Genomic DNA, 18,311 nt, shown 5'->3' with positions numbered 1-18,311 from the left:
GAATATATTTCAAAAGCCAATAAAAAGAAAAGGCTGGTAAACTTACGTTTCCAGCCTTTTACAAACTTATTTTTGATATTACTTATATTGTACTGCAACCACCTCGTACTCAACTTCACCGTTAGGTGTCGTTACTGTCGCAATATCATCAATTTCTTTGCCAATAAGTGCACGCGCAATGGGTGAGTTCACAGAAATTAAATTTGATTTAATATCCGCTTCATCATCGCCGACTATTTTATAGGTAACTTCTTCGTCCGTTTTCGTATTGTAAATGGTAACCGTAGAGCCAAAAATAACTTTTCCGTTATTTGGCACCTTGGTTACATCAATAATCTGCGCGTTGGAAAGCTTAGATTCAATTTCCTGAATACGACCTTCACAAAAACCTTGCTGCTCACGGGCGGCATGATATTCCGCATTTTCTTTTAAATCGCCATGCTCGCGAGCATCAGCAATAGCTTCAACAATGCGCGGACGCTCTACCGTTTTTAAACGTTTAAGCTCATCACGTAATAATTGCGCGCCATGTTCCGTCATTGGAATCTGGTTCATATTAACGATACCCTTTTATGTAATTCTTGTACCGAGCTCACCCGAGCCCGATCATCCGCTGTATTTGCTTTTACTGTCGCAAACGCAGCATTCAATGTCGTCGTGTAAATAACTTTATTCAATAGTGCTTCGCGGCGAATATAGACCGAGTCTTCAATCGCCTGGCGGCCTTCTACTGTATTTATAATATAGCAATATTCGCCGTTTTTAATCGCATCAACAATATTTGGACGGCCTTCTTGCAGTTTATTTACAATACTGCAGTCAATACCTTCTTCAGCAAGCATTTTCGCCGTACCGCGCGTTGCTTCTAAACTAAAGCCTAATGCCAATAAGCCGCGAGCTAAGTCCATCAAACGTTGCTTGTCACTGTCTTTTACAGAAATGAGTGCTTTACCTTTTTTAGCCAGCGCTTCGCCAGCCCCCAGGTTCGCTTTAGCATAAGCTTCTTCAAAGCTTTCACCCACACCCATAACTTCGCCGGTTGAACGCATTTCAGGTCCGCGAATAGGGTCGACCCCCTGGAACTTAGCAAAAGGAATGACCACTTCTTTCACCGAGTAATAAGGTGGAATAATTTCTTTTACATAGCCCTGCTCTTGCAGTGACTGGCCAACCATTACTCGGGCTGCCACTTTGGCTAACGGCACACCTGTCGCTTTAGAAACAAAAGGTACGGTTCTCGCAGCTCTTGGGTTTACCTCAATAAGATAAATTTCATCATCTTTAACCGCAAACTGAGCGTTCATCAAGCCATTCACATTCAATTCAAAGGCTAATTTACGCATTTGTTCACGTAATTGAGCCTGAATAATGTCACTCAATGAGTACGGAGGCAATGAACACGCAGAGTCACCCGAGTGAACCCCGGCTTCCTCTATATGCTGCATAATGCCGCCAATCAGAACGTCAGTACCATCGCAGATAGCATCAACGTCAACTTCTATCGCGTTATCAAGGAAACGATCCAGCAGTACCGGCGCGTCATTTGAAACTTTGACCGCATCAGTCAGATAACGTTGCAAATCCGCTTCGTCATAGACAATTTCCATTGCCCTGCCACCCAGAACATAGGATGGACGAACGACTAACGGATAACCAATACGTTTAGCCTCCGTCAAAGCTTCGTTGAAACCTGTAACTGTTGAGTTCTCGGGTTGTTTTAATCCCAGACGGCGTACGGCGGTCTGAAAACGCGCCCTGTCTTCCGCTCTGTCAATAGCGTCAGGCGAAGTACCGATAATTGGCACACCATTAGCTTCAAGCTCACGCGCCAGCTTCAACGGAGTCTGACCGCCGTATTGAACAATAACCCCTTTAGGCTTTTCAATACGAACAATTTCGAGGACGTCTTCGAGTGTAATAGACTCAAAGTAAAGACGATCTGACGTGTCATAATCAGTAGATACTGTTTCCGGGTTACAGTTGACCATTATGGTTTCGTAACCGTCTTCACGCAGCGCCAGCGAGGCATGCACACAGCAATAATCGAACTCAATGCCCTGCCCTATACGGTTTGGTCCGCCACCAATAACCATAATTTTGTCATTGTCCGTCGGTGCCGCTTCGCATTCTTCATCGTAGCTTGAATACATGTAAGCTGTGCCAGAGGCGAATTCAGCCGCACAGGTATCAACACGTTTGTAAACGGGATGAATTTTATACTTATAACGCTTTTTACGAACTTCTGCTTCACTCACATGCAGAACATCGGCTATACGAGAGTCAGCAAAGCCACGGCGTTTCAACACCGTCATAACGTCTGCGGTGAGCCCGGCTAAACCAAGTTCATCAACCTCTTTTTCAAGGTTTACAAGCTCTTCAATTTGAATCAGATACCACTCGTCTATACGCGTTAGCTCGAAGACTTCGCGTACCGTCATACCTAAGCGGAAAGCGTCGGCGATATACCAAATACGCTCTGCACCCGGTTCTTTTAATTCACGGATAACTTTTGAACGGGCATCTTTAGCTTCTAAGTCCACAATAGGGTCAAAACCCGAGGCACCAAGCTCTAGACCACGTAGCGCTTTTTGCACCGACTCCTGGAAGTTACGGCCAATAGCCATGACTTCACCAACCGACTTCATTTGCGTGGTCAGCCGGTCATTGCAGTTAGCAAACTTTTCAAAGTTAAAGCGCGGTATTTTGGTGACTACGTAATCTAACGCTGGCTCGAAAGATGCCGGTGTTTTACCACCAGTTATCTCATTCTCCAGTTCATCCAGCGTATAACCAACCGCCAGTTTCGCTGCAACCTTAGCAATTGGGAAGCCTGTAGCTTTTGATGCCAAAGCGGATGAACGGGAAACCCGTGGGTTCATCTCGATAATGACCATACGCCCGGTATCAGGGTTAACACCGAACTGTACGTTTGAACCACCAGTTTCCACACCAATTTCGCGCAGAACGGCCATTGCCGCATCACGCATTAGCTGGAATTCTTTGTCTGTCAAAGTCTGGGCAGGCGCAACCGTAATTGAGTCACCGGTGTGAATACCCATAGGGTCAAAGTTTTCAATAGTACAAACAATGATGCAGTTATCGCTTTTGTCGCGCACAACTTCCATTTCGTACTCTTTCCAGCCCAGTAGCGATTCGTCAATTAACAACTCATTGGTTGGCGACAAGTCCAGACCCCGGCGGCAAATTTCTTCAAATTCTTCGCGGTTATAGGCAATACCACCGCCACTGCCGCCCATAGTGAAGGACGGTCGGATAATACAAGGGAAACCCAGTCGGCTAAGCACATCAAAGGCTTCATCAAGACTATGAGCCATTTCAGCATTTGGTGTTTCCAGACCAATCGCTTTCATCGCTTTGTCGAAGCGATCACGGTTTTCCGCTTTATCAATCGCATCGGCATTAGCGCCAATCATTTCAACCTTGTAGCGTTCCAGCACACCGTGGCGGTCTAAATCCAGCGCACAGTTCAAAGCGGTTTGACCACCCATGGTCGGTAACACCGCATCAGGACGCTCACGCTCAATAATTTTCTCTACTACTTCCCAGTGAATTGGCTCGATATAAGTTGCATCGGCCATTTCAGGGTCAGTCATAATGGTAGCAGGGTTAGAATTAACCAAAATGACTCGGTAACCTTCCTCGCGCAGCGCTTTGCACGCTTGAGCGCCGGAGTAATCAAACTCACAGGCCTGGCCGATAACAATAGGGCCTGCACCCAGAATCAGAATGCTTTTAATGTCGGTACGTTTTGGCATAAAGTCGCTCTATCTGTCCTTTCGCTACGGATGACGGCATCGAATATCATTCGACGAATCAGGCTTTGGCCTGCATCAATTCAATAAATTGGTCAAACAGTTCACTGGCATCGTGCGGCCCCGGGCTTGCTTCAGGGTGCCCCTGAAAACTAAAGGCCGGCTTATCTTTACGGCGAATACCCTGCAGTGTTCCATCGAACAAAGACACGTGAGTCACTTCCAGGTTATCCGGCAGCTGTTTCTCATCAACGGCAAAGCCATGGTTCTGGCTGGTAATCATCACCCGTTTCGTTTTTAAATCTTGTACCGGATGGTTAGCACCGTGATGACCAAACTTCATTTTTATTGAGCGGGCACCACTGGCAATAGCTAATAGCTGATGCCCAAGACAAATACCAAAAATTGGAATATCTTTATCCAATAAAGCTTTGATTGCTGTAATCGCGTAATCGCAAGGCTCGGGGTCGCCCGGACCATTAGATAAGAAAATACCGTCGGGTTTTAATGCCAGTACATCCTCGGCCGACGTTTGAGCCGGTACGACTGTAATCTTACAGTTTCGGTCCGCCAGCAAACGCAGAATGTTGTGTTTACAACCATAATCGTAAGCGACTACATGGTATTTATTCTGCTCTGGTTTGGTGTGGCCTTCGCCCAGCTGCCAACTGCCGCCCTGCCAGTCGTAGGGCTTATCGCAGCAAACTTCTTTTGCAAGGTCCATTCCCTTTAAGCCCGGAAACTTCTGAGCCAGTTCCTGCGCTTTATTTTCATCCAGCTCGCCAACCATAATGCAGCCATTTTGCGCACCTTTTTCGCGCAAAATGCGAGTTAAACGACGCGTATCAATATCTGCAATACCCACCACATTGTGACGTTGCAAGTAAGCGCTTAGCGTTTCCTCGCTACGGAAATTGCTGGCTTTCATTGCCAAATCTCTAATGATAAGTCCTTTCGCCCAAACCTGATCAGACTCTGCGTCTTCAGAGTTAATACCGGTATTGCCTATATGGGGATAAGTGAGAGTAACGATTTGTTCTGTATAAGATGGGTCAGTAAGAATTTCCTGGTAACCTGTCATGGCCGTGTTGAAGACCACTTCGCCGACTGCAGAGCCTTCGGCTCCGATAGCGGTTCCGCGAAACACGGTCCCGTCAGCAAGCACCAGAATCGCTCGTTTAGCGGATTGACTCGCTAGAATACTCAAGGGCAACCTCCGTACATAAAAAAACGGGTAAATCAATAATTTGACTTCCCCGTCTTGCGTCCTGAACCGCGCGTTTTGCCAAATCACGCCGGCCTTCGGACTGATTCAGGCAAATTCCCGCCATTCTACGAAATATTACGAAAACCGTCCAGCGGTATTTATTGCTTGAGCATGCGTTGCAGTATGTCCTGCAAATTCAAGGTGTCCTGCAGGCTATATAAACCGGGCGCTTGTTCGTCCAGCCACTTAGCGGCACGTAAGGCTCCGTCGGCAAAAGTTTTTCGATTACTGACACGGTGTCCAATCTCAATGCGTTCACCCGCAACCGCCAGAGTGACTTGATGTTCACCGATAATATCCGCTGCCCGCATTACAGAGAAGCCAATGCCATTGTCGCTGCGAAGCCCGTCGGCGCGGATACCGTCATTAATCTGCTCCCAGTTTTGCTGCCGGCCTTTTGCTGCTGCCTGCCCCAAACTGAGCGCCGTTCCTGACGGGCCATCTTTTTTGTGCCGATGATGCGCCTCAAAGATCTCAATATCAGCATTGGGTAATGCAGCACTGCTTAAACCAACCAGCTGTTCCAGTAAAGCAATGCCGATGCTGGTATTACTGGCATACAGTACCGGCACGGTCTCGGCCGCCTGAGCCAGACGTTCTCTCTGTTCGTCGTTTAACCCCGTCGTACAAACAACAATAGGTAACTGATATTGTTCAGCACGTTTCAGGTTTTCAGTGAGTGCTTCAGGCAAAGAGAAATCAATAAGAACATCTACCTGCTCGGGCTGCAGCTCATCGGCACTAATGAAGTGAACGGGCTCGTTCTCTGTCGCACTGTCACCATAACTGCTACTACTTTTTCTGACAATGGCTGCACCCAGCTTAGCTTCGTTATCATCCGCCAGAGCCTGAATAACCGCTTTCCCCATTCTTCCAGAGGCTCCGAATACGCCCACATTGATCATTATTTTGACTCCGTCGCTAAATGAGTTTGATCCTGCAACAGGTTTTCACTACGCGCAACAACTCGGGAAACCATCATATCGCCAGTCACATTGGTCAGGGTTCGGGCCATATCAATGATGCGGTCAATAGCAGCGATAAACGCAATGCCTTCTAAGGGCAATCCAATAACATTCAGGGTAACAGTTAACATTACCAGAGCAGTACCCGGTACGCCCGCAGTTCCCACCGAAGCAAGCGTCGCTGTTAGCATGATCAAACCATAATCCATCCACTCTAACGGTATTCCGTAGAGCTGTGCAATAAAAATAGAAGCAACAGCCGGATAAATACCACCGCAACCATCCATATTAATGGTGGCGCCTAAAGGCAAAACAAAACTGGCGTAATCCTTCGAGACACCCAAACGTTCGGTGACAGCCCGATGCGCTGCCGGTAATGAGCCAAACGAACTGCAAGTGGTAAAGGCGACAATCTGTGCATCAAATATAGCTTTGAAAAACTGCCAGGGACTCATGCCGCCTACGGTGCGAATTAAACCGCCGTAAACCACCACAATATGGATGAGACAAGCCAAATAAATAACACCAACAAATTTCGCCAGTGGTAGCAAGGTACTAAAACCGTATTCACCGATAACCCAGGACATTAAACCAAGTACACCAACAGGTGTTAACTGCAACACCATACGGGTAATTTCGTACATAACTTCGGCGCCTGATTTTATCGTTCTGCGCAAAGGCTCACCCTTGTCTTTTAAGCGCTGAATAGCAATACCGACCAAAGCAGCGAAAACAACTATTTGCAGTACATTACCTTCGGTTAAAGCCGCGAAAGGATTACTGGGCACAAAATTGAGGAAGACTTGGGCTATACCAGGAATTTGCTTTTCGTTTTGCTCAGTTGCGGTCAACGTAGCTGCAGGGCTCATGTCAATTAAACTGGCCAGAGTTAAGCCAATAGCACTGGCTACCACTGCCGTCAGCATAAATAAACCAATGGTTTTAGCACCCAAGCGACCTAATTTCTTCCCATCATTCAGATCCGTAATGGCACTAACAATGGCACAGAAAATAAGCGGCGCAACCAGCATCTTAATCGCTTTTATAAATAAATCACCAAGAGGCTTAAGCGCAACGCCAACTTCGGGAGCCAGCCCACCTATAAGCATGCCTAATACAAAGGCACCTAAAACTCGTTGCCAAAATGGAATTGCAAACCACGCTTTAAACATAATTCCCCAGCCGCTTTATAAAAAATGGGAGCTAGGGTAAAACGTTAAAGAGAAGGTCAAAAAGAATAAATTGAACTAGGTTATAACCTTTTGAAAGGCAGAGGGAACGGAGTCATTCCCTCTGTTACTTTATGTGTCTGAACTGCCAACCGATGCCGGACGTTGACAGTCTGGCGTATTCCCCGCGGCACGAGCCGCAGAATAACGCTCTTGCAACGACGGAATCAGCGCTTCAAGGTCTTTAATCCGAGTTTGGGGATTCGGGTGAGTCGACAACAGTTCAGGAGGCGATTCACCGTCTGAAGCCGATTGCATATTGCGCCAAAGCTCAGGCGCCTCTTCCAGTTTGAACCCAGCATCGGCCATATATTCCATACCCAGTTCATCCGATTCTGATTCATGGGTACGTGAATAAGGTAGCAGGATACCAACCTGAGCCCCTACACCTAAAGCAGCCATTAATAGGCCGGCTTTATCGTTATCCAACTGAGTACTGGCAAGAATGCCACCAAGCTGCAAACCAAGTCCGACCATCATATTACTGGAGATACGCTCATTACTGTGTTCAGCAATCACGTGGCCAATTTCATGCCCGATAACCGCAGCAAGCTGGTGTTGGTTTTCGGCAACCTCTATCAGGCCGTCGTATACGCCAATATAACCACCGGGCAGAGCGAAAGCATTGACCGTAGGCTCTGCAAAAACAGTAACTTGCCAGTCCATCTGACTATAATTTCCTGGCAAATTTTCTATTAAAGCATCGCTGACACAACGCACGTAAGCATTGACCTCAGCATCGTCATTAATTTTCTGTTCTTCGCGCATTTCTTCGTAGGAGGCAGCCCCCATTTTATTCAATTCGCTACTTGAATAAAGTTGCAACTGCGAGCGTCCCGTCGGAGATTTAGCGCAACTGGCCAATACTACCAACATGCAGGCACTTAACGTCACGGTCTTCCAATTCATTGACTGCCTCCGATTTTTTTATCTCATACACTTACTATAGTGATAGACAATCTAGCTACGTAAGTCATCAAAGAATTGTTTCACGCCGTCGAAAAAACCTTTCTCTTTGGGTCGAAATTTTGCAGCTTCATCACCCGTTCCCATTGAATCTTCAAGCTCTTCCAGCATGTCACGTTGCTTAGATGACAGGTTGACCGGGGTTTCAATCACCACTTTGCAAATTAAGTCGCCAACTTCACCCGTGCGAACTGACTTAACGCCTTTACCACGTAACCGGAAGTGTTTACCCGTTTGCGTCTCTTTAGGCACTTTCAGTTTCACTTTACCTTCCAGAGTTGGCACCTCAATGTCACCACCAAGAGCCGCTTTAGTAAAGCTTACAGGGACTTCACAGAACAAGTTATTGCCATCACGGGCAAAAATAGGATGCTCCCGTACGTGAACCTGAACATACAAATCACCCGCAGGCGCTCCGTGTTCACCGGCTTCACCTTCATTCGCTAAACGAATACGGTCACCGGTATCTACCCCCGACGGGATTTTAACCGACAACGTTTTAGTTTCTTCTTTACGGCCATGGCCATGACATGTACGGCAAGGATCTTTAATAATAGTACCCGTACCACGGCATTGAGGACAGGTTTGCTGCACAGCGAAAAAGCCCTGGCGCATCTGAATCTGACCTGAGCCATGACAATGACCACAAGTCTGAGGCTTGCTGCCTTTTTTCGCGCCACTGCCGTTGCAGTCTCGACATTCCACTAAGGTAGGAATTTCAAGCTCAACGGTTTTACCGCGAACCGCTTCTTCCAGCGACATATCCAGGTTGTAGCGCAAATCAGCGCCACGTTGCGCGCGGGCTTGCTGACGTCTGCCGCCGCCAAAAATATCACCGAAGACATCACCAAAGATATCAGCAAAATCAGCACCACCACCGCCGAATCCGCCGGCACCATGACCAGCTCCGCCCTGGCGTGCCTGTTCGAAAGCTTCATGCCCATATTGATCATACATCTGGCGTTTCTGGGGATCAGAAAGAACTTCGTACGCCTGCTTAATCTCTTTAAACTTAATTTCCATATCTTTATCACCCTCGGTTCTGTCCGGGTGATACTTCATCGCCATACGTTTGTAGGCTTTTTTAATGTCACGTTCATTGGCGTCTTTCGATACGCCGAGAACCTGATAAAAATCTTGCGTCGCCATAATTTCTTCGTCTTCTATCTGTGCTGTTTGTCAGCCTGATACAAATACACGGGTATTACCTTGCGGCAACACCCGTGTGCTTTTGCGAAGTTGCCTTAATGCTTACTTCTTATCGTCGTCTTTGACTTCTTCAAATTCAGCATCAACGACATCGTCATCCGCTTTGGAAGACTGCTGTTCACCGCCAGCGGCACCTTCAGCACCTTGTTGTGCCTGTTGCTGCTGAGCTGCTTCCATTAGTTTTTGTGATGCTTCCATCAACGCCTGAGATTTCGCATCAATGGCTTCTTTGTCGCCATCTTTAGACGCTTGCTCAAGTTCTTCACAAGCTTTCTCAATAGCGTCTTTGTCTTCCTGAGACAAGGCATCGCCAACTTCTTTCAGCTGGTTACGGGTTGCATGAACCAAACCGTCCGCCTGGTTACGCGCCTGCACCATTTCTTCAAACTTCTTATCTTCTTCAGCGTGCGCTTCGGCATCTTTAACCATTTTATCGACTTCAGACTCATCCAGACCAGAAGAAGCTTTGATAGTAATCTTCTGCTCTTTACCTGTGTCTTTATCTTTGGCTGATACGTGCAGAATGCCGTCCGCATCAATGTCAAAAGTCACTTCAATTTGTGGTACGCCACGCGATGCCGCACGAATACCTTCCAGGTTAAACTGCCCCAGAGATTTATTATCCCCTGCGCGTTTACGCTCACCCTGAATAACATGAATGGTTACCGCGGACTGATTATCTTCAGCCGTTGAGAAGGTTTGCGATTCTTTAGTCGGAATCGTAGTGTTCTTCTCAATCAGTTTCGTCATTACGCCGCCCATGGTTTCGATACCCAGCGACAGAGGACAAACATCCAGCAACAATACGTCTTTAACGTCACCTTGCAATACGCCAGCCTGAACCGCAGCACCCACTGCAACAGCTTCGTCAGGGTTCACATCGCGACGTGGTTCTTTACCGAAGAAGTCCGTTACCGCAGCCTGTACTTTCGGCATACGAGTCTGACCACCGACCATGATGATATCCTGAATGTCGCTGACAGACAGATCCGCATCGGCTAACGCCTGTTTCAGTGGCTCAAGTGACTTCTTAATCAAGTCTTCAACCAGTGATTCCAGCTTCGCACGGGTCACTTTAATGGCCATGTGCTTAGGACCAGCGTTGTCTGCCGTAATGTACGGCAAGTTCACTTCGGTCTGCTGCGCAGATGACAGTTCAATTTTCGCTTTCTCTGCAGCTTCTTTTAAGCGCTGCATCGCCAGCGGATCTTTACGTAAGTCCATGCCCTGATCTTTTTGGAACTGCTCAACTAAGTAGTTGATTAAGCGGTTATCAAAGTCTTCACCACCTAAATGCGTATCGCCATTAGTTGCCAGTACTTCGAAGGTATGCTCACCTTCAACTTCGTCAATCTCAATAATAGAGATATCGAATGTACCACCACCTAAGTCATACACAGCAATCACGTTGTCGCCGGACTTCTTGTCCATACCGTATGCCAAAGCTGCGGCTGTTGGCTCGTTAATAATACGTTTGACATTAAGACCCGCGATTTTACCGGCGTCTTTTGTCGCCTGACGCTGAGCATCGTTAAAGTATGCCGGTACAGTAATTACCGCATCCGTTACTTTCTCGCCCAGAAATTCTTCGGCGGTCTTTTTCATCTTTTTCAGGACTTCCGCAGAAATTTGTGGTGGCGCTTTTTTGTCACCATCAATTTCTACCCATGCGTCACCGTTGTCAGCCTTAACAATTTTGTAAGGCATAATGCCGATATCACGCTGTACTTCTTCGTCCTGAAAGCGACGGCCAATTAGGCGCTTAATCGCAAACAAGGTTTTATTTGGGTTGGTTACTGCCTGGCGTTTTGCCGGTGAACCTACCAAAATTTCGCCATCGTCAGTAAATGCAACTACTGACGGCGTTGTACGGTCGCCTTCGCCATTTTCAATAACGCGAGCTTTGCCACCATCGAGTACAGCAACGCAAGAGTTTGTTGTACCTAAATCTATACCAATCGTTTTACCCATGATTCGTCTCCAACTTCTGATTCATGTAATTTGTTTCGTTACCCCTTATCTGGGGTGCCTATGTTCGAATTTCAATACCCAACACAGGGATAATTTTCGATTTTGTTACGCTTTTGTATCCACACCCGAGTTCGAGTTACGCGCAACCATCACCATTGCCGGACGCAACAGGCGTCCATTCAGCTCGTACCCTTTTTGCATTACCGCCATAATAGTATTGTTCGGATGCTCATCAGATTCCTGCATCGACATGGCCTGGTGTTGATCCGGATTAAAGGCTTCGCCTTCTGCACCAATTGCTTTTACACCGAACTTTTCCAGAGTTGAGGTTAAACTTTTGTAGGTAAGCTCAATGCCTTCAACAAAGTTTTTGTTCGCTTCGTCTTCTTTATCAGCCAGCTGTAAAGCACGCTCTAAGTTATCTACCGAAGTCAGTATCTCATTAGCGAACTTTTCCAGCGCAAACTTATGTGCTTTTTCAACATCCTGACTGGCACGACGACGCACGTTTTCCATTTCAGCCTGAGTGCGCAGTACCGAGTCGCGCTGATCATTCACTTTAGCTTCGGCTTTACTCAAAGCCAGCTCCAGTTCAGCAATGCGATCTGTTTGATCCGATGACTGTCCCGCAGTTTCAGCTTCATCGGCTGCAACGTCCTGCTGCAAGGCCTCTTCTGCTGCCTGTGCCGCTTCCTGTTCAGCTTTTTGCTGCTCTACAGTCGGCTCATCAGCCGCTTGGTTTTTCTGTTTCGAATCGTTTTTATCGGTCATAAGTGACTCTCTTTAACCAGTTTAAAATTAAGGTTGCAGGATTAATGGGGGCAAGTTTTTTTCTTTCAAGGGGATTTCTCTTACTTGATAAATTTTCTTGCTCATCGTAGCGTAAGCACACGAACGCATAAGGATCCCGTTAATGAGCGCTTTTACAAAGATTGGGTTACTCGGTAAAGCCGACGACCGTGGTACCCAATTAACTTTAGAAACGATTACCACCGCTTTAATTCATCGCGGTTTTGCGCTGTGTCTGGAAGCACGTACGGCAGAACAATTGAACTTGCCGGAAGAAGTCGAGACGCTAAGCCTGCAGGACTTAGGCGAATGGGCCGAAATTGCTATTGTCGTCGGCGGTGACGGCAACATGCTCGGTGCTGCCCGCGCCTTATGTGAGTACGATATCGGTGTTATCGGCGTCAATCGCGGTAACTTGGGGTTTTTAACCGATTTAGATCCCGACGAAGTCATGACGCCTTTGTTGTCGGTACTTAATGGAAACTACCACGTAGAAGAACGTTTCCTGCTCTCAGCCGAAGTCATTAACAACGGCAGTTCATCGGGTACCGGCAGAGCAATTAATGAAATTGTCCTGCACTCCGACAAAGTCGCGCACATGATAGAATTTGAACTCTATGTGAACGACCATTTTGTCTTTAGCCAACGTTCTGATGGCTTAATTTGCGCCACCCCAACCGGCTCTACCGCCTATTCATTATCCGGTGGCGGCCCTATTTTGCATCCCGGCCTGGACGCAATGACTCTGGTGACTATGTTTCCCCATACCTTAAGCAGCAGGCCAATTGTCGTCGATGGTAACAGCGAAGTCAGGTTAAAAGCAGCTTTAGACAATGACTTGCTACAAATCAGTTGCGACGGTCATGTCAGAATGACAGTTCACCCGGGCGACGATGTCATTATCAAAAAGTACCCGAAAGCCTTACGTATGATTCATCCTATTGACCACAACTACTATCACGTATTACGCAATAAACTCGGTTGGGGTAGCCGACTTTTTTAAGCGGGATACTTGCATTTCAATGCAGCTACTGTATAAATACTGTATAACCTGTATATATCAACAGTACTGGAGCGAAGGCTATGTTATCCCAATTAACTATTCGCAACTTTGCAGTCGTTAAATCGTTAGACATTGAATTCCACAGCGGCATGACCGCTATCACCGGCGAAACTGGTGCCGGTAAATCTATAGCTCTGGATGCCCTGAGCCTTTGCCTGGGTAGCCGGGCCGACGCTAACTGGGTTCGCCCGGGCCAGGAAAAAGCCGAAATTACAGCCGTTTTCGCTTTGGAAGATGCCAGCCCCGCTCACCGGTGGTTAGCTGATAATGAGTTTGACGCTGATGATGACTGCGTTTTACGTCGTGTTATTCAGCGCGACGGACGCTCCAAAGCATGGATTAACGGAACACCTGTTCCTGTCAGTCAGCAAAAATCTCTGGCACCACTGTTAGTCAACATTCATGGTCAACACGAACATCAACTGTTGTTAAAAGACGAGCATCAATTAACGCTACTCGATAGCTACGCCCGCCACCAGCACTTGTTAGACAAAATCCAGCAAGACTATAAAAACTGGGCTTCAGTTGAGAAACAATACCAAAGCTACCAGCAACAAAAAGAAGAACTGGAAGCCCAGCGTCAGTTACTTGAGTATCAGGTTAACGAGCTGAATGAGTTTGCGCTGGCAGATGGCGAATTCGACGAACTGGAGCAAAAACACAAGCGCTTAAGTAACAGCAAAGTTTTACTCGAAGCCGGCGTGTTTGCTTTAAACGCTCTTTACGAAGGAGAGCACAATAACGCATCCAGCCTGGTTCAGTCAGCCAGCCAACGCTTAGCTGAAGCTGAAGAGATGGACACCGCACTTTCTCCTATTAACCAGTTACTGCAACAGGCAAAAGTACACATTGAAGAAGCGGCACTTGAATTACGCCAGTATCAGGACGATTTAGAGCTCGACCCGGGCGAACTTCAGATTATAGAAGACCGCTTAAGCGCCGCTATTCATTTAGCGAAGAAGCACCAGATACCCGGCTCAGAACTGAGCCAGCAACACAAAAAGTTAATAGACGAGCTTGATAATCTAGAGCAGGCCGGTGAACAAGCCGAGAAGCTTGACGAAGACCGACAGCAGGCCCGAAAAGTCTACCGTGAGAGTGCCCTTAAGCTTTCGGCAAGCCGCGAACAGGCAGCTGCGGAATTAAGTCAAAAGATAAGCAGCTCGATGCAAGAGTTGAATATGCCACATGGTCGTTTTGTTATTCAGGTTGAGCATGACGCCAGCGCCCGGGCTACCCGACTCGGTACCGATGAGGTCGAATTTCTGGTAACAACCAATCCGGGACAGCCTATACAGGCGCTGAATAAAGTCGCTTCCGGGGGTGAACTTTCGCGAATTAGCCTTGCCATACAGGTGATGACAGCGACACAGAAAACGGTTCCTACCATGATGTTTGATGAGGTTGATGTTGGCGTCAGTGGCCCTACGGCATCAATAGTGGGGTCTATGCTTCAGGCGTTGGGAAAAACCTCTCAGGTTATTTGTGTTACCCACTTACCACAAGTCGCGGCTAAAGCTCATCAACAATTGCAAGTGAGCAAGTCAACTGATGGGGCCGAAACTGAAACCGCGGTGGTTGCGTTATCTAAAGAACAGAGAGTTATCGAACTGGCGCGCTTATTGGGCGGCGACAAAGTCACCGACATGGCGAAAGCTAATGCGAGAGAATTACTCGCCAGTTAAATTCGTTCTATACTGGCGTTCGAGTAAGTCATTGTTTATCATCGACGCCAATACAATCAATTGAGATTAATTTTAATAGGTATTTCATGTCAAGATTTGGAGTTTTTCTAGTTGCCGTTATAACCTTAAATGGCTGTTCTCTTCTCGATGAAATGGTATATCGTATTGATATCCCACAGGGAAACTACCTTGAGCAGGAAGATGTCGACAAGTTGCGAGTGGGAATGACTGAAGAGCAAGTGGTCTTTGTGCTGGGAACCCCAGTTGCGCAGAACAGCTTTGACTCTGACCGCTGGGTATACCTTTATAAAATGGATCCCAATTCAGGTGAAGATTACCGTAAAGAGCTGGTACTAACCTTCAACGAAAAACGTTTGCAGGATTTTGAAGGCGACTTTGATAAACCAGAAGACTTTAACCAGGCACTGGACCAGTAACTCGCCTCGAAATCTATATCAAGGAGAATTATGGCGAACTCTTCACTTAACGATGAGGTCGTCCGTGTTGTCCGAAGTTCTGGAGACAAACGAGACTATCAGCACCTGACATTAGAGAACCAGCTTAAGGTGTTGTTGGTTCACTGTCCTGATAGCCATAAAGCCGCGGCATCTGTCGCGGTGAATGCCGGCCATTTCGATGATCCTGAACATACTCAGGGGTTGGCTCATTTTTTAGAGCACATGTTATTTTTAGGAAGCCATGCTTTTCCTGAACCCTCCGCTTTTGGACACTTCTTAAATTTGCAAGGTGGTCAGCACAACGCCTGGACTGGCACTGAATTTACGAACTATCACTTTGACTGCAATGCTAATGCGCTACCGCAGGCGCTGGAATTTTTTTCAGCCATGCTGAAAGCTCCCTTGCTCTCAGAGAGTTGGATAGACAAAGAAATAAGTTCTATAGAGTCTGAGTTTCGTCTGAAACAGAATGATGAACTCAGACGCTTATATCAGGTTCATAAGGTTACCGCGAACCCAAAGCACCCTTTCAGTCAGTTTTCTGTTGGCAACCTTAATACCCTCAGACACGATGAGCACGGTACCTTAAAAAGCAAGTTACAGCGTTTTTTTAACGAGCATTACGTAGCACAAAGAATGCGGCTGGTTATTGCTGGCCCACAGTCTATCACTGAACTCGAACAGTTAGCCAACCGCTATTTTGCCGATATTAAACAACAACGCACTGGCAAAACGTCTATTAACGCCCCTCTTTATCGCGAAGAACAAAAAGGGGTGTGGATAAAGGTTAAGCCGGTCAAAGCCGCTTACCGTCTTATTTTGACATTACCGTTGCCGAGTATCGACGCAGACTATCCGCATAAAACCACTAGCTTTATTGCTCACTTATTGGGCTACGAAGGTCCCGGAAGTTTATTCAGCTCGTTGCGTTCTAAAGGGTGGGTCAACTCACTCTCGGCGGGCGGGGGCATTAGTGGGAGTAACTTTAAAGATTTTAATATTAATATCCAGCTTACTGAGTCAGGGCGCAGGCAGGTTGAACAGGTTGTTCAGTGGGTTTTTGCCTATATAAGAAAAATTGAAGCTGACGGGATTGAAGACTGGCGCTACAAAGAACGCCGTGTTATCACAGAAATGAGTTTTCTATATCAAGAGCCGACTCCGGTCGGAGAGTTGGCTAATCAACTCGCCGTAAACGCTTTTCATTATAAACCCCAAGACATACTTTACGGCGATTATCGTATGGATGGATTGAATCATTCCTATGCAGTGAAAACCCTCCGGCAGATGACCGCCGAGAACGCACGCATCACTTTAATTGCTCCCGACGTCCATACGACTGAAGTCGCGCCGATTTATCATACGAAATATGGTTTAAGCCCTATTAGCCAAAAGCAGTTTCAGTTGTTTTTATCAACACCAGATAACTTTAACTGTCAGCTACCCAAGCCCAACCGTTTTCTAAACTCCCGGTTTAAACCTTTGCCTCTGGAGGCTGGTGGCTCTCTGCCTACGCGCATAGAAGACAGTGCACAGTTACAATTATGGCACCTGCAGGATCGCGATTTCCGGGTGCCCAAAGGGCATATTTACTTGTCCTTAAGATTACCCGCGGTAACCAATTCAGCTTTTCACTTCGCTATCGCCAGATTATGGTCTGAGCTTATGATAGATGCGTTAAATGACGACCTGTATGACGCCGAAGTAGCTGGCTTGCACTTTAATATTTACCCAACTCAAAACGGTATAACGATACATACAACCGGACTTTCTGCCGGTCAAATTCCGTTAATGCAACATCTTATCCGGCGGGCTTTAAAGACTCGTTTCGCGAGACGCCGCTGGCAGGATCTAAAACAAAGTTTGCTAAGTAACTGGCACTCAGCTCATCAGAGCCAGCCATTGAACAAGCTTTTTGCTGAACTAAACCAGCAATTACAATCCGGTTTATTTCGGCTTAGCGATTTAGCCTGTGAACTGGAGAAGGTCTCTTTCCGTCAATTTACAATAGAAGTAGCTAAGCTTTTCTCTCCTGTGCATGTTACTGCACTAGCTCACGGAGACTGGCAAAAAGGCGATGCTCTGGAACTGGGGCAGCTTATTAAAAATAACCTCCCTGACCAACGAAGCCTTTCCAATAAAAGGCTTCCGGTTAAGCGTGTCCGCGATTTTTGTTCGCAGCAATTAATGGTTCCTGCTGAACACTCAGATACCGCTGTTTTGCTTTATTTTCAGGGCGAAGATGATACTTCAACTGAGCAAATCAGTTTTATGCTCTTGCAGCAGTTAATTCATCAACCAATATTCCAGGCTTTACGAACCGAACAACAACTGGGTTATGCCGCCGGTAGCCAGTACTTTCCGGTACAACGGTTGCCCGGAATCTTATTCTTTTTACAGTCACACGAGTTTGGTGCCGATAAACTGTATCAAGCAATACATGACGTGATTAAAGTGCAATTGGCGGATCTTGAGAATCTGACACTGAAAGAATGGCACCACGCTAAGTCTGTACTTAAACAGCAAATTAAGACAGTTGACCGTAACTTAAGAGTTCGCAGCCAGAGACTTTGGGGCGCTATTCAACTCGCCGATACAGGGTTCAATCGTCAGCAAGAACTCCTCAGCGCACTGGAACATTGCCAACTCACTGACTGGCTTGAACGAATAAAAATGCGTTTAGGTGATAAATCGCAAGCTCTAAGGCTTCAAACCCAAACTCTGACCGAGTAGAATAGTCTTTGACAGTAAGTACCTCTCTCGTTATCTTAACGATATATTAACAATAAAGAGCTGCTAAAGTAGCCATTCAATAGGTTTGTCGTGAATTTTACATTGCCTATCAGAACATTATGCTCTGCTCTTTTTCTATGTGTTTTGTTATCTGGAAGCTTTAGCTTTCATGTTTACGCGCAACACTTCCCCACACAAAATAC

The 18,311-nt window shown here is 46.7% G+C and carries 13 protein-coding genes; 4 read left to right on the top strand and 9 right to left on the bottom strand.

The window, feature by feature from the left end; genetic code table 11:
* Positions 1-78 precede the first annotated feature (78 nt).
* The 9 genes from greA to grpE all read right to left on the bottom strand — a co-directional run bounded on the left by greA (position 79) and on the right by grpE (position 12,151).
* A complete protein-coding gene (gene greA / locus ACN0TF_RS01075; protein ID WP_417440415.1) occupies positions 79-555 on the bottom strand; it encodes a transcription elongation factor GreA in 477 nt (158 codons plus the stop codon).
* Positions 552-3,776 carry a carbamoyl-phosphate synthase large subunit gene (gene carB, locus ACN0TF_RS01070; RefSeq protein ID WP_417440414.1) on the bottom strand — a complete coding sequence of 1,075 codons (3,225 nt, stop codon included), beginning with the start codon at positions 3,774-3,776 and terminating at the stop codon, positions 552-554. Before carB ends, greA begins: the two co-directional genes overlap by 4 nt.
* Positions 3,777-3,834: 58 nt before the next feature.
* Positions 3,835-4,980, bottom strand: a complete 1,146-nt coding sequence (gene carA / locus ACN0TF_RS01065) for a glutamine-hydrolyzing carbamoyl-phosphate synthase small subunit (RefSeq protein WP_417440413.1) — start codon at positions 4,978-4,980, stop codon at positions 3,835-3,837.
* Between the two features lie 158 nt (positions 4,981-5,138).
* Positions 5,139-5,945: a 4-hydroxy-tetrahydrodipicolinate reductase gene (dapB, locus tag ACN0TF_RS01060; RefSeq protein ID WP_417440412.1), complete on the bottom strand. Its 807-nt coding sequence runs from the start codon at positions 5,943-5,945 to the stop codon at positions 5,139-5,141.
* Positions 5,945-7,177, bottom strand: coding sequence for a dicarboxylate/amino acid:cation symporter (locus ACN0TF_RS01055; RefSeq protein ID WP_417440411.1), 1,233 nt, complete (start codon positions 7,175-7,177; stop codon positions 5,945-5,947). The genes dapB and ACN0TF_RS01055 overlap by 1 nt, the downstream gene beginning before the upstream one ends.
* Positions 7,178-7,306: 129 nt before the next feature.
* A complete protein-coding gene (locus tag ACN0TF_RS01050; RefSeq protein WP_417440410.1) occupies positions 7,307-8,143 on the bottom strand; it encodes a M48 family metallopeptidase in 837 nt (278 codons plus the stop codon).
* A 51-nt stretch (positions 8,144-8,194) separates the two neighbouring features.
* Positions 8,195-9,349 (bottom strand): molecular chaperone DnaJ, encoded by a 1,155-nt coding sequence (gene dnaJ, locus ACN0TF_RS01045; RefSeq protein ID WP_417440409.1) that lies wholly within the window; start codon positions 9,347-9,349, stop codon positions 8,195-8,197.
* A 102-nt stretch (positions 9,350-9,451) separates the two neighbouring features.
* Positions 9,452-11,380 (bottom strand): molecular chaperone DnaK, encoded by a 1,929-nt coding sequence (dnaK, locus tag ACN0TF_RS01040; protein ID WP_153848979.1) that lies wholly within the window; start codon positions 11,378-11,380, stop codon positions 9,452-9,454.
* 105 nt (positions 11,381-11,485) lie between these two features.
* Positions 11,486-12,151 (bottom strand): nucleotide exchange factor GrpE, encoded by a 666-nt coding sequence (gene grpE / locus ACN0TF_RS01035; RefSeq protein WP_417440408.1) that lies wholly within the window; start codon positions 12,149-12,151, stop codon positions 11,486-11,488.
* Between the two features lie 142 nt (positions 12,152-12,293).
* On the opposite strand from grpE, the gene nadK reads away from it, so the two are divergent.
* The 4 genes from nadK (at position 12,294) to ACN0TF_RS01015 (ending at position 18,108) form a co-directional block, all read left to right on the top strand.
* A complete protein-coding gene (nadK, locus tag ACN0TF_RS01030) occupies positions 12,294-13,172 on the top strand; it encodes an NAD(+) kinase (protein ID WP_417440407.1) in 879 nt (292 codons plus the stop codon).
* An 80-nt stretch (positions 13,173-13,252) separates the two neighbouring features.
* Positions 13,253-14,917 carry a DNA repair protein RecN gene (recN, locus tag ACN0TF_RS01025; RefSeq protein ID WP_417440406.1) on the top strand — a complete coding sequence of 555 codons (1,665 nt, stop codon included), beginning with the start codon at positions 13,253-13,255 and terminating at the stop codon, positions 14,915-14,917.
* An 86-nt stretch (positions 14,918-15,003) separates the two neighbouring features.
* Complete coding sequence (locus tag ACN0TF_RS01020; protein ID WP_417440405.1) at positions 15,004-15,354, top strand: outer membrane protein assembly factor BamE; 351 nt, start codon at positions 15,004-15,006, stop codon at positions 15,352-15,354.
* 30 nt (positions 15,355-15,384) lie between these two features.
* Positions 15,385-18,108, top strand: a complete 2,724-nt coding sequence (locus ACN0TF_RS01015) for an insulinase family protein (protein ID WP_417440404.1) — start codon at positions 15,385-15,387, stop codon at positions 18,106-18,108.
* Positions 18,109-18,311 lie beyond the last annotated feature (203 nt).

Source organism: Idiomarina sp. (genome assembly GCF_048265525.1).
GTDB lineage: Bacteria > Pseudomonadota > Gammaproteobacteria > Enterobacterales > Alteromonadaceae > Idiomarina.
Note: the sequence above shows the minus strand (reverse complement) of the source record. Positions and strands in the feature narration are given on the sequence as shown.

Excerpts from the sequence above, each read along its gene's own strand:
- greA (WP_417440415.1), bottom strand. The coding sequence starts at position 555 with ATGAACCAGATTCCAATGACGGAACATGGCGCGCAATTATTACGTGAT.
- carB (WP_417440414.1), bottom strand. The coding sequence starts at position 3,776 with ATGCCAAAACGTACCGACATTAAAAGCATTCTGATTCTGGGTGCAGGC.
- dapB (WP_417440412.1), bottom strand. The coding sequence starts at position 5,945 with ATGATCAATGTGGGCGTATTCGGAGCCTCTGGAAGAATGGGGAAAGCG.
- ACN0TF_RS01055 (WP_417440411.1), bottom strand. The coding sequence starts at position 7,177 with ATGTTTAAAGCGTGGTTTGCAATTCCATTTTGGCAACGAGTTTTAGGT.
- ACN0TF_RS01050 (WP_417440410.1), bottom strand. The coding sequence starts at position 8,143 with ATGAATTGGAAGACCGTGACGTTAAGTGCCTGCATGTTGGTAGTATTG.
- dnaJ (WP_417440409.1), bottom strand. The coding sequence starts at position 9,349 with ATGGCGACGCAAGATTTTTATCAGGTTCTCGGCGTATCGAAAGACGCC.
- dnaK (WP_153848979.1), bottom strand. The coding sequence starts at position 11,380 with ATGGGTAAAACGATTGGTATAGATTTAGGTACAACAAACTCTTGCGTT.
- grpE (WP_417440408.1), bottom strand. The coding sequence starts at position 12,151 with ATGACCGATAAAAACGATTCGAAACAGAAAAACCAAGCGGCTGATGAG.
- nadK (WP_417440407.1), top strand. The coding sequence starts at position 12,294 with ATGAGCGCTTTTACAAAGATTGGGTTACTCGGTAAAGCCGACGACCGT.
- recN (WP_417440406.1), top strand. The coding sequence starts at position 13,253 with ATGTTATCCCAATTAACTATTCGCAACTTTGCAGTCGTTAAATCGTTA.
- ACN0TF_RS01020 (WP_417440405.1), top strand. The coding sequence starts at position 15,004 with ATGTCAAGATTTGGAGTTTTTCTAGTTGCCGTTATAACCTTAAATGGC.
- ACN0TF_RS01015 (WP_417440404.1), top strand. The coding sequence starts at position 15,385 with ATGGCGAACTCTTCACTTAACGATGAGGTCGTCCGTGTTGTCCGAAGT.